The sequence below is a fragment of the Achromobacter anxifer genome (genome assembly GCF_903652925.1).
Taxonomy (GTDB): Bacteria; Pseudomonadota; Gammaproteobacteria; order Burkholderiales; family Burkholderiaceae_B; genus Achromobacter; species Achromobacter anxifer.
In genome coordinates this window covers 290,841-302,503 of the sequence record NZ_CAHLAR010000007.1, presented here as the reverse complement: position 1 = coordinate 302,503, position 11,663 = coordinate 290,841, and the positions used below count along the sequence as shown (strand labels likewise).

Annotated in this window: 7 protein-coding genes; 2 read left to right on the top strand and 5 right to left on the bottom strand. The window is 67.1% G+C overall.

Features of this window, described 5'->3' with window-relative positions:
* Window positions 1–16 precede the first annotated feature (16 nt).
* Window positions 17–1,240: a YbfB/YjiJ family MFS transporter gene (locus tag HWY37_RS22870; RefSeq protein WP_175208944.1), complete on the bottom strand. Its 1,224-nt coding sequence runs from the start codon at window positions 1,238–1,240 to the stop codon at window positions 17–19.
* Between the two features lie 65 nt (window positions 1,241–1,305).
* Here HWY37_RS22870 and HWY37_RS22865 point away from each other — a divergent pair, with 65 nt between their 5' ends.
* Window positions 1,306–2,178 carry a LysR family transcriptional regulator gene (locus HWY37_RS22865; protein WP_175208943.1) on the top strand — a complete coding sequence of 291 codons (873 nt, stop codon included), beginning with the start codon at window positions 1,306–1,308 and terminating at the stop codon, window positions 2,176–2,178.
* Between the two features lie 34 nt (window positions 2,179–2,212).
* Here the strand turns inward: HWY37_RS22865 and HWY37_RS22860 are convergent, their stop codons facing one another.
* The 4 genes from HWY37_RS22860 to HWY37_RS22845 all read right to left on the bottom strand — a co-directional run bounded on the left by HWY37_RS22860 (window position 2,213) and on the right by HWY37_RS22845 (window position 10,530).
* The gene (locus HWY37_RS22860) at window positions 2,213–2,851 is read right to left on the bottom strand and encodes an OmpW/AlkL family protein (protein WP_175208942.1); all 639 of its coding nucleotides are present in this window, start codon (window positions 2,849–2,851) and stop codon (window positions 2,213–2,215) included.
* A gap of 201 nt (window positions 2,852–3,052) precedes the next feature.
* Window positions 3,053–4,519 (bottom strand): glutamate synthase subunit beta, encoded by a 1,467-nt coding sequence (locus HWY37_RS22855; RefSeq protein ID WP_175208941.1) that lies wholly within the window; start codon window positions 4,517–4,519, stop codon window positions 3,053–3,055.
* An 8-nt stretch (window positions 4,520–4,527) separates the two neighbouring features.
* Window positions 4,528–9,267: a glutamate synthase-related protein gene (locus HWY37_RS22850; RefSeq protein WP_175208940.1), complete on the bottom strand. Its 4,740-nt coding sequence runs from the start codon at window positions 9,265–9,267 to the stop codon at window positions 4,528–4,530.
* A 492-nt stretch (window positions 9,268–9,759) separates the two neighbouring features.
* A complete protein-coding gene (locus HWY37_RS22845; RefSeq protein WP_175208939.1) occupies window positions 9,760–10,530 on the bottom strand; it encodes a hypothetical protein in 771 nt (256 codons plus the stop codon).
* Window positions 10,531–10,764: 234 nt separating this feature from the next.
* Here HWY37_RS22845 and fghA point away from each other — a divergent pair, with 234 nt between their 5' ends.
* Complete coding sequence (fghA, locus tag HWY37_RS22840) at window positions 10,765–11,631, top strand: S-formylglutathione hydrolase (RefSeq protein ID WP_176089923.1); 867 nt, start codon at window positions 10,765–10,767, stop codon at window positions 11,629–11,631.
* Window positions 11,632–11,663 lie beyond the last annotated feature (32 nt).

Genomic DNA, 11,663 nt, shown 5'->3' with positions numbered 1-11,663 from the left:
TCCTGGCTTTGTTTTTTTAGTGTGAACGGGCCCGCGGGCCGATCGCATTATGCCCAGCGGCATCGTCATCTGTCGTGATCTTTCCCAAACGCCACGCGGATAGCGCCAGCAGCGCGGCGCTGGCCGCCAGCACCTGCGGCAGGCCCGCGCCCCAGCGCGCCGCCCAGGACGCCAGCAGCGGTCCCAGAATCTGGCCGGCCGCGAAGGCCGCGGTCATGAGCGCCGCCGCGCGCGGCGCCGAAGCGCCGGCCAGGCGCCGCGCGGCCAGCATGCCCGCTTGCGTGATCACCATGAAGGTCCCGCCCACCAGCAAGGCGGCCAGGATCACGGCGGCGATATGGTGCCAGAGCGCCACCGCCACCATGCCCAGCGCCATCAGGGCCTGGGCGGCGCGCCAGACCCGCACGCTGTCGCGGCCCCGGGCCAGGCGCGGAACCAGCAGGCAGGACACCGCCGCCGCCAGGCCGAACAGCGGCCAGGCCCAGCCGAAGATGGCCGGGTCTGGAATGATTTCCTTAGCCATTGCCGGCAGGAAGGTGGCGGGGATGATGTAGCCCACGCCGAAGACGCCGTAATGCAGCGCCAACCGGGGGATGCCGCCCGGTAGCGGGGCGGCGGGCGCGGCGTTGGCTTGGGCACGGACCGGCGCCGCTTGGCGCTCCAGGCCCGGCCAGGCGATCGCGGACAGCGCCAGCGCCAGGCCGCCCAGGGCGATCCAGGTCGTGTCGGCGCTGGCGCCCTGCGCCATCAATGCCAGGCAGGCCAGCCCTGTCAGCGCGATGCCCGCGCCCACGCCGGCATAGGTCACGGCGGAGGCCTGCGCGTCGCGCGGATCGCCCGCCGGCACCGCCCGCCACGCCGCCACGCAGATGAAGGCGCTGGCGCTGGCGTAGCCGGCGGCCAGCCGCAGCGCGCACCAGACCGCGACGTTGTGCCAGAGCGGCATGGCCAGGGTCAGCAACGCCACCGCCAGCAGGCTGGCCGCCAGCGTGCCGCGCAGCCGGCGGATGGGCCAGGCCACGGCGGCCAGCGCGCCCAGCAGATATCCCGCGTAATTCGCCGAGGCCAGCCAACTGCCCTGGGACAGCGACAGGCCGGCCTCCTGCGCCATCAGGGGCCAGACCGGCGTGAACGCGAACCGGCCGATCCCCATGGCGGCCGCCAGCGCCAGCGCTGCTGGCCATGCCAGGGCGGCGGCGCTGCGGGGCGCGGGGATGGAAGGGTAAATGGGCGTTGACATGAGCCCTACTCTACGGCTGTACTAATATCTTGAATAATGAATTATTAAGATAGCGAGTTCTCAAAATGAGAAACTTGGACCTCGACGCGCTGCAGATCTTCAAGGCCGTGGCCGACCAGGGCGGCGTGGCGCGCGCCGCGGCGCACCTGAACCGCGTGCAGTCCAATGTGTCGACGCGCCTCAAGCAGCTGGAGAGTTCGCTCAACGCCCCGCTGTTCCGGCGCCAGAACCGCCGCCTGGTGCTGTCGGACCAGGGCCGGGTATTGCTGTCCTACGCCGACCGCCTGCTGCGCCTGGCCGACGAGGCCCAGGCGGCGGTGCGGGATGGCGCTCCGCAAGGCGCGCTGCGCATCGGCACCATGGAAAGCACGGCGGCCGCGCGCCTGCCGCCCATCCTGGCGGCCTACCACGCGGCCTGGCCGCAGGTGCGGATCGAACTGGTGACCGGCACGTCCGGCGCGCTGGCGGCCAAGGTGCGCAATTACGAAATCGAGGCCGCGTTCGTGGCGCAGCCGTTCCCGGCCGAGGGCCTGGCGACGATGGACGCGTTCAAGGAAGAGCTGGCGCTGATCTCGCCGCTGGCCTGGGACCCGATCGAAAGTCCCAAGGATCTGGGCGATCGCAGCGTGATCGCGTTCGCGGCGGGCTGCTCGTACCGGCGCATCCTGGAGTCCTGGCTGAACCAGGCAGGCGTCGCGCCGGGCAAGGTGATGGAATTCGCCTCGTATCACGCCATCGTCGCCTGCGTGGCGGCGGGATCGGGCGTGGCCATCGTGCCGCGCTCGGTGCTGGCGGTGCTGGGGGCGGAACATACCGTGCGCGTCAGCGCCCTGTCCGGCTCGCATGGCCGGGCCCTGACCCAGCTGGTGTGGCGCGCCGATGATGACACGCCCGCATTGCAGGCCCTGCGGCACAAGCTGGAGGCGCCGCAAGGCTGAGGCCGTCGCGCCAGGCGCGGCCTGTGCGCTTGCTTTAGAAGCGGTAGCCGACGCCGATGGTCGCGACCCACGGATCGATACGCGCGGTGCCGATGTGCTGGCCGTCCAGCTTCACCTTGGAGCGGATGTCGATGTAGCGGATGTCGGCGTTCATGAACCAGCGCTCGTTGATCTTGAAGTCCGCGCCCAGTTGCGCCGCGACGCCCCAGGAATCGCCCAGCTTCAGGTTCGAGCCCTTGAGCGGACCTTCCGCCTTGGTGTCGAAGAAGTGGGTGTAGTTGATGCCCACGCCGATGTAGGGCTGGATCATGCTGTCGGGCAGGATGTGCCATTGCAGGCTGAGCGTCGGCGGCAATTGCTTGGTGGAGCCGATCTTGCCCAGGCCGCTGCCGCTGACGTCATGCTGGAAGGGCCAGGCGCCCAGCAGTTCGATGCCGATGTTGCGCGTGGCCATGTAGGTCAGCGTGAAGCTCGGGCGCACATTGTTGTTCACGTCGAGTCCGACGCTGCCGTTGAGCACGGTGCCGTTGTTGGACGAGGGACGGACCTGCGTCACGCCGACCTTGAACAGCACGTCGCCCGCTTCGTGGGCATGCGCGGGGGCGGCGAGCGTGCCGGCGGCGATCAGGCCGGCGATGGCGGTGGCGCGAATACGCCCATTCAGCGAAAACATTCTCTTCTCCGATCTTTCCATTGGGTGAGACGACAGGTTCTCAAACCTGGCGTCTGGCCCGCTTGATGTGTGTCAAATCGTGAAAAGACCGCAATCGAAAAGTGGTTATGTTGCAACAGGCCCGGTGCGCCCAAGCCGCGCGCGCAAAAAAAAATCGCCGCCGGCGCGTGCGCTCGGCGGCGATCTGGCTGATGGCGGAAATCAGCGCGGCAGTTCGCTGCTGCCCATGAGGTAGGCATCCACCGAGCGCGCGCACTGGCGGCCTTCGCGGATGGCCCAGACCACCAGGGACTGGCCGCGGCGCATGTCGCCGGCGGTGAAGACCTTTTCGACGTTGGTGCGGTAGTCGTCGGTATTGGCGCGCACGTTGCCGCGCGAGTCGCGATCGACGCCGAAGGCATCCAGCACCGTCTGCACGGGCGACACGAAGCCCATCGCCAGCAGCACCAGGTCGGCCTTGATCTCGAATTCGGAGCCTTCGACCTCGCGCATCTTCATCTGGCCGGTGGCTTCGTCCTTGAACCATTCGACGCGCGCGCCGACCAGCTTCTCGACCTTGCCGTTGCTGCCCTGGAGCAGCTTGGTGGTCACGGACCAGTCGCGCTCGCAGCCTTCCTCGTGCGAGGACGAGGTGCGCATCTTCAGCGGCCAGTACGGCCACGTCATGGTCTTGTTCTCGCTCTCCGGCGGCTGGGGCATCAGTTCGAATTGCGTGACCGAGGCCGCGCCATGGCGGTTGCTGGTGCCGACGCAGTCGGAACCCGTGTCGCCGCCGCCGATCACCACCACGTGCTTGCCCTTGGCCAGCGTCTGGTTGGTGAGACGGTCGCCCGCCACCGCCTTGTTCTGCTGGCGCAGGAAGTCCATGGCGAAATACACGCCCGACAGCTCGCGGCCCGGCACCGGCAGGTCGCGCGGCGTTTCCGAACCGCCGCTCATCACGACCGCGTCGAACTCGGCCAGCAGCGATTCCGGCGTGCGCACCGTCAGGCCGTCGGCCACGGGGTCGCTGGGGTTGCCGATGTAGGTCGACGGCGCGAATTCCACGCCTTCGGCTTCCATTTGCGAGATGCGGCGGTCGATCTGGTGCTTTTCCAGCTTGAAGTCGGGGATGCCGTAGCGCAGCAGGCCGCCGATGCGGTCGCTCTTTTCGAACAGCGTCACCGAGTGGCCGGCGCGGGCCAGCTGCTGCGCGCATGCCATGCCGGCGGGGCCGGAGCCCACCACCGCAACCTTCTTGCCGGTCTTGCGCGCCGGCACCTGCGGCGAGACCCAGCCTTCGGCCCAACCCTTGTCGATGATGGCGTGCTCGATGGACTTGATGCCGACAGCGTCGCTGTTGATGTTCAAGGTACAGGCGGCTTCACACGGCGCCGGGCAGATGCGGCCGGTGAACTCGGGGAAGTTGTTGGTGGAGTGCAGGACATCCAGCGCGCGCTTCCAGTCCTGCTTGTACACCAGGTCATTCCAGTCCGGGATGATGTTGTTGACCGGGCAGCCGTTGTTGCAGAACGGGATGCCGCAGTCCATGCAGCGCGCCGCCTGCTGCTTGGCCTGGTCGTCGCTCAGGTGCAGCACGAATTCGCGCCAGTTCTTCAGCCGCTTCTGCGGGGCCTCGGAGGCCTCCTGCAGGCGCTGAAATTCCATAAAGCCGGTTATCTTTCCCATGGTATCCCTCACGCAGCCAGTTGTTGCGGGTTGGCTGCACGCCACATTTCACCCAATGCGCGACGGTAGTCCGTCGGCATGATTTTCACGAATTTGCCGCGCGAGGCTTCCCAGTCGCCCAGGATTTCGCGGGCGCGGAAGCTGCCGGTGTAGCGGAAGTGGTCTTCCACCAGGCGGCGCAGGATGGCTTCGTCCGTTTCGCGTTCGCCGCCGCGCTGGGCGCTGTGCCAGACGTCGATGTTGTTCTGGGCGAGCTGTTCCGCGTGCGGCACGATGCTTTCCAGTTCGACCATCGACAGGTTGGCGCGCTGCTTGAGCGTGCGTTCCGGATCCCACACGTAGGCCACGCCGCCGGACATGCCGGCCGCGAAGTTGCGGCCCGTGGCGCCCAGCACCACGACGGTGCCGCCGGTCATGTATTCGCAGCCGTGGTCGCCGGTGCCTTCCACGACGGTGGCCGCGCCCGAGTTGCGCACCGCGAAGCGTTCGCCGGCCACGCCGTTGAAGAACGCCTCGCCCGCCAGCGCGCCGTACAGCACGGTGTTGCCGGCGATGATGTGGTCGGGGCCGAAGCCGCGGAAGTCATTGGGCGAGCGCACGATGATGCGGCCGCCCGACAGGCCCTTGCCGACGTAGTCGTTGCCTTCGCCCACCAGGTCCATCGTGATGCCGTGGGCCAGGAACGCGCCGAAGCTTTGGCCAGCCGTGCCGTTGCACTGGATGTGGATGGTGTCGTCCGGCAGGCCTTCATGGCCGTAGCGCGCGGCCACCGCGCCCGAAAGCATGGCGCCGATGGTGCGGTTGCGGTTGCGCACGGGGACGATGAACGAGACCTTCTCGCCGCGTTCCAGCGCGGGCTTGCTGCGCTCGATCAGCTGGTGGTCCAGCGCGCCGGCCAGGCCGTGGTCCTGCTCTTCGGTCTGGCGCACGTCGGCGTCGGACTGGGTCTGATGGAACACGCGGGCGAAGTCCAGGCCCTGGGCCTTCCAGTGCTCCACGCCCGAACGCATGTCCAGCAGGTCCGCGCGGCCGATCAGGTCGTCGAACTTGCGGATGCCCAGCTGGGCCATGATTTCGCGGACTTCCTCGGCGATGAAGAAGAAGAAGTTCACGACGTGCTCGGGCTTGCCCTGGAATTTCTTGCGCAGGACCGGGTCCTGCGTGGCCACGCCCACCGGGCAGGTGTTCAGGTGGCACTTGCGCATCATGATGCAGCCTTCCACGACCAGCGGCGCGGTGGCGAAGCCGAATTCATCGGCGCCCAAGAGCGCGCCGATGACGACGTCGCGGCCGGTCTTCATCTGGCCGTCGGCCTGCACGCGGATGCGGCTGCGCAGGCGGTTCAGCACCAGCGTCTGCTGGGTTTCGGCCAGGCCCAGTTCCCAGGGCGTGCCCACATGCTTGATGGACGACACCGGGGACGCGCCCGTGCCGCCGTCATGGCCGGCGATCACGACGTGGTCGGCCTTGGCCTTGGCCACGCCCGCGGCCACCGTGCCCACGCCCACTTCCGACACCAGCTTGACCGACACCGATGCCTTGGAATTGACGTTCTTCAGGTCGTGAATCAGTTGGGCCAGGTCTTCGATGGAATAGATGTCGTGGTGCGGCGGGGGCGAGATCAGGCCCACGCCCGGCACCGAGTAGCGCAGCTTGGCGATGTATTCCGACACCTTGTGGCCGGGCAGCTGGCCGCCTTCGCCGGGCTTGGCGCCCTGCGCCATCTTGATCTGGATCTGGTCGGCCGACGACAGGTATTCGGCGGTCACGCCGAAACGGCCCGAGGCCACCTGCTTGATCTTCGAACGCAGCGAGTCGCCCTTCTTCAGTTCGACGTCCGCTTCGATGCGGTCCGAGCCCAGCACCGAGGCCAGCGTGTCGCCGTCCTTGATGATGCTCTTGCCTTCGCGCATTTCGGCGCGGTAGCGCAGTTCGTCCTCGCCGCCTTCGCCGGTGTTGGACTTGCCGCCGATGCGGTTCATGGCCACGGCCAGCACCGAGTGCGCCTCGGTGGAGATCGAGCCCAGCGACATGGCGCCGGTGGCGAAGCGCTTGACGATGTCCTTGGCGGACTCGACGTCGTCCAGCGGAATCGCGCGCGACGGATCGAAGCGGAACTCGAACAGGCCGCGCAGGGTCATGTGGCGGCGGCTCTGGTCGTTGATGATCTGCGCGTATTCCTTATACGTGCGGTAGTTGTTGGCGCGCGAGGCGTGCTGCAGCTTGGCGATGGAATCCGGCGTCCACATGTGCTCTTCGCCGCGCACGCGATAGGCGTATTCGCCGCCCGCGTCCAGGTCGTTGGCCAGGACCGGATCGGTGCTGAAGGCGGCGCGGTGCTGGCGCAGCGCTTCCTCGGCCACCTGGAAGATGCCGATGCCTTCGATGTTGGAGGAGGTGCCGGTGAAGTACTTGTTCACCAGGGCGGTCTGCAGGCCCACGGCTTCGAAGATCTGCGCGCCGGTATAGGACATGTAGGTCGAAATGCCCATCTTGGACATGACCTTGTTCAGGCCCTTGCCGATGGCCTTGATGAAGTTCTTGACCGCCTTTTCGGGGTCGTTCATCTTGCCCAGCGATTCCAGCGCCAGGTACGGGTGGATGGCTTCGGCGCCATAGCCGCCCAAGAGCGCGAAGTGGTGCACTTCGCGCGCCGAGCCGGTTTCCACCACCAGGCCGGTGTTGGTGCGCAGGCCGGCGCGGATCAGGTGCTGGTGGACCGCGGACGTCGCCAGCAGTGCGGGGATGGCCACGCGCTCGCTGTCGACCAGGCGGTCGGACACGATCAGGATGTTGTAGCCGCTACGCACCGCGTCCACGGCGCGCGCGCACAGCGCGGCCACGCGGGCTTCGATGCCCTCGGGGCCCCAGGCGGCGGGATAGGTGATGTCCAGCTCGAAGCTGCGGAACTTCTTGCCCGTGACCTGTTCGATGTCGCGGATCTGCGCCATGGCGGCGAAGTCCAGCACCGGCTGCGACACTTCCAGGCGCAGCGGCGGGTTGACGTTGTTGATGTCCAGCAGGTTCGGCTTGGGGCCGATGAAGGACACCAGCGACATCACCAGCTGTTCGCGGATGGGGTCGATCGGCGGGTTCGTGACCTGCGCGAACAGTTGGCGGAAATAGTTGTAGAACGGCTTGGCGCGGTCGGACAGCACGGCCAGCGGGGCGTCGTTGCCCATCGAGCCGATGACTTCCTCGCCCGTCGTGGCCATGGGTTCCAGGATGAACTTGTAGTCTTCCTGGGTCCAGCCGAAGGCCTGCTGGCGGTCCAGCAGCGACACCTGCGACTGCGTGGCGACGGCGGCCTGGCGCGGAGCCGGCAGCGATTCCAGCTTGATCTGCAGGCGTTCGATCCACTGGCGGTACGGCCGGCTGTTGGCCAGCTGCAGCTTGATCTCGGCGTCGTCGATGATGCGGCCCTGTTCCAGGTCGATCAGGAACATCTTGCCCGGCTGCAGGCGCCACTTCTTGATGATGCGGTTTTCAGGGATGGACAGCGTGCCGGCTTCCGAGGCCAGGATGACCATGTCGTCATCGGTGACCAGATAGCGGGCCGGGCGCAGGCCGTTGCGGTCCAGCGTGGCGCCGATCTGGCGGCCGTCGGTGAACGCGACCGCGGCGGGGCCGTCCCACGGCTCCATCATGGCGGCGTGGTATTCGTAGAAAGCGCGGCGGCTTTCGTCCATCTGCGTGTGCTGTTCCCAGGCTTCCGGGATCATCATCATCATGGCGTGGGCCAGCGAGTAGCCCGAATTCACCAGCAATTCCAGGCAGTTGTCGAACGTGGCGGTGTCCGACTGGCCTTCGTAGACGATGGGGTACAGCTTCTTCAGGTCGTCGCCCAGCACGGCCGACTGCATCATGCCTTCGCGTGCGCGCAGCCAGTTGAAGTTGCCCTTGACCGTGTTGATTTCGCCGTTGTGGGCGATCATGCGGTACGGGTGGGCCAGCGGCCAGGCGGGGAAGGTGTTGGTCGAGAAGCGTTGGTGCACCAGCGCCAGGGCAGACACCGTGCGGGTATCGGCCAGGTCGCGGTAGTAGCGGCCGACCTGGTCGGCCAGCAGCAGGCCCTTGTAGACCACGGTGCGGACCGAGGCCGAGGGCACGAAGTATTCCTTGCCGTGCGCCAGATGCATGTTCTGGATGGCGTGGCTGGCGGTCTTGCGGATCACGTACAGCTTGCGCTCCAGCGCGTCCGGCACCATCACGTCGGCGCCGCGGCCGATGAACAGCTGGCGGATCACGGGTTCGCAGGCGCGCACGGCAGGCGACATGGGCATGTCGACGTCCACCGGCACGTCGCGCCAGCCCAGGACGACCTGGCCCTCGGCGCGCACGGAGCGTTCCAGTTCCTGTTCGCAGGCCAGGCGCGAGGCCGTTTCCTTGGGCAGGAACACCATGGCCACGCCGTACTCGCCGGGGGGCGGCAGGACGATGCCCTGGTGGTTCAGTTCGTCGCGGTAGAGCGCATCGGGGATCTGGATCAGGATGCCCGCTCCGTCGCCCATCAGCTTGTCCGCGCCGACCGCGCCGCGGTGATCCAGGTTTTCCAGGATCTTCAGGCCCTGCTGGATGATGGCGTGGCTTTTCTTGCCCTTGATATGGGCGACGAAACCGACGCCGCAGGCGTCATGCTCATTCTTGGGGTTGTACAGGCCCTGGGCGGAAGGCAGACCGATGCGGCTGGCATCGATGGGGATCGCCTTGGGAGGGGGACAGGATTCGATCGGGGTGGTTTGGGGCATGGCGCGCTCCGCAGTGGGCCTGCGTCGTAATGTTGCAGTGCAGGAGACGGACAATACCCCCGACAAGAGTAGGGTGCAATAGGAATAAATAGGGCGTGTCCCTATTTATAATAAGGGCATGTCACTTTTCAATAATAAAGGGACGCATCAAGAGCCGCGCCAATAGGGGCTTGTGGGAGGGGGGTGCACCACGAGGGTGCGGGTACGGACTGGAAATCCGCCTTTTCCCGATTATCTGTCCCCGTTAATTTTGAGTTTTAGGCGGGCATGTGACCAAGGCGGACGTTGCGGGAATGCAAATGCGGACCCCGGGACGAAGCGCCGCCTAGTCCCGGCAGGCCAAAGCCGGGCGCGATCAGACGGCGAAGACAGTGGTGGGAGCCAAGCAGCGGGAGCCGAGGGCAACGCCCGATCCGTGGCGGTACGGGCCCGCGCGCGGCGTTGCTTCAGGGATGGGGATGGGCGGGATCCGCCGCGCGGGCGGATCCGCGATCAGGAAGTCGAGGTGGTGGGCGTGGACGTCGACGGCGTGGTTCCAGCGTCGGCATCGGAATCGGCGGGCGTCGCGGCAGCCGGCTTCTTGCGCGGTCGGCCGCGCTGGCCGGGAGCTACCCGGCGGCTGGCCGTGTGGGCCAGGCTGGCGATGAAGGCGGGGCCGCCCAGCGCCCACTGGCCAGAGACCGCCTGGTCGATGCGCTGGGTTTCCTCGCGCGACAGGCCGTCCTGCAAGCGCTTGCGGTAATTGGCCTGGCGGTCGAACGGGGTGTTGCCGCAGGCCCAGTAATCCGCGTGATCCGATTGCCACTGGGCGGGGGCTGCGGTGGTGTTGCCGGTATGGCTGGCGGCGGAAGACCAGGGCCAGGAATCGGGATCCTGCGACGCGCCGCTGCGCACCGGGTAGGTTTCCAGCCAGACCAGCGAGGGCAGAACCCAGGCCCCCGGCTCCAGCAAGGCGGAGCGGTAGCGGCCTGCGAAGACCCGGCCGCCGCGCAGGCGCGCCGCCAGGTTGCGGCCCAGCGTTTGCATCAGGCGCGGCAGGCCTTCTTCGTCGGCCGGCGTGGCCAGCAGCAGGATGCGGTCGTTGGCAAGCAGCCAGCCGTGAACCGAGACCCGGTGGCGTTGGGCGGATTCGCCCAGCCAGGTGGCCAGTTGGTTCAGGATGTCGGCCGGCGCGGGTTGCGACGGCGCCGCCAGCGGCTGGATGAAGTTGGCCTGCACCAGTTGGGGCAGCCCAGGGGCGTACAGACGGGGCAGACGGGCCATAGTGTCAGGACTTGCGTATCTGGAAGAACGGGTTGTCTTCGCTCACGGTATATAAATAGTGCCACGGTGGGCGCTGGTCAAGTCCCGTGATCATGGTCGGGGCATGAAATCGCTTTTTTTCTGTCGTTCGTACCCCATAAAGCCCAGGTTAACATTCGGCGACGGAACGTCGCACCGTGGGTATCCCCTAATCCGCGAGCGGTTTTTCCACCCCTTTGAAACTGGAGGAAAGCAATGGCAGTCGCCCTGGAACTCATTTCGCAGCATCGCTGCTTCGGCGGCTGGCAGCGCTATTACCGCCACGAGTCCGCGGAAATCGGCCTGCCCATGCGGTTCTCCGTCTATGTCCCGCCGCAGGCGGAACAGGGGCCGGTCCCCGTGCTGTTCTATCTGGCGGGCCTGACCTGCACTGAAGAGACTTTCATGATCAAGGCCGGCGCCCAGCGGCTGGCCGCCGAGCTCGGAGTCATGCTGGTGGCCCCGGACACCAGCCCGCGCGGCGCCAACGTGGCGGGCGAGGACGAAAGCTGGGACCTGGGCACCGGCGCGGGCTTCTATGTGGACGCCACCACCCCCGCCTGGCGCGGCCACTACCGCATGTACAGCTACGTGACGCAGGAGCTGCATGCCATCGTCACCGGCGACGCCCTGCCCGGCGACGCGTCGCGCACCGGCATCTTCGGCCATTCCATGGGGGGGCACGGCGCGCTGGTGCTGGCGCTGCGCAACCCGGGCAAGTTCCGCTCGGTATCGGCGTTCGCGCCCATTGCCGCGCCCAGCCAGTGCCCCTGGGGCAAGAAGGCATTCGGCGCCTACCTGGGCGACAAGGTCGAGGACTGGGCGGCCTATGACGCGTCGGCGCTGATGCGCGGCGCCACGAATCCGTTCCCCGCCGGCATCCTGATCGACCAGGGCGAGTCCGACCAGTTCCTGGCGGAACAGTTGTATCCCGAGGTATTCGAGGCGGCCTGCGCCGCCGCCGGCCAGCCGCTGGAGCTGCGACGCCAACCAGGCTACGACCACGGCTACTATTTCATCTCGACGTTCATCGAGGATCACATCCGGTTTCACGTCGAGCGGCTTGGAAAACCGGCCGCCTGAAGGCGCGCTTCTATACTGGCGAGCCTGCCGGG

Coding starts and splice junctions, on each gene's coding strand:
- HWY37_RS22870 (WP_175208944.1), bottom strand. CDS start 1,240: ATGTCAACGCCCATTTACCCTTCCATCCCCGCGCCCCGCAGCGCCGCC.
- HWY37_RS22865 (WP_175208943.1), top strand. CDS start 1,306: ATGAGAAACTTGGACCTCGACGCGCTGCAGATCTTCAAGGCCGTGGCC.
- HWY37_RS22860 (WP_175208942.1), bottom strand. CDS start 2,851: ATGTTTTCGCTGAATGGGCGTATTCGCGCCACCGCCATCGCCGGCCTG.
- HWY37_RS22855 (WP_175208941.1), bottom strand. CDS start 4,519: ATGGGAAAGATAACCGGCTTTATGGAATTTCAGCGCCTGCAGGAGGCC.
- HWY37_RS22850 (WP_175208940.1), bottom strand. CDS start 9,267: ATGCCCCAAACCACCCCGATCGAATCCTGTCCCCCTCCCAAGGCGATC.
- HWY37_RS22845 (WP_175208939.1), bottom strand. CDS start 10,530: ATGGCCCGTCTGCCCCGTCTGTACGCCCCTGGGCTGCCCCAACTGGTG.
- fghA (WP_176089923.1), top strand. CDS start 10,765: ATGGCAGTCGCCCTGGAACTCATTTCGCAGCATCGCTGCTTCGGCGGC.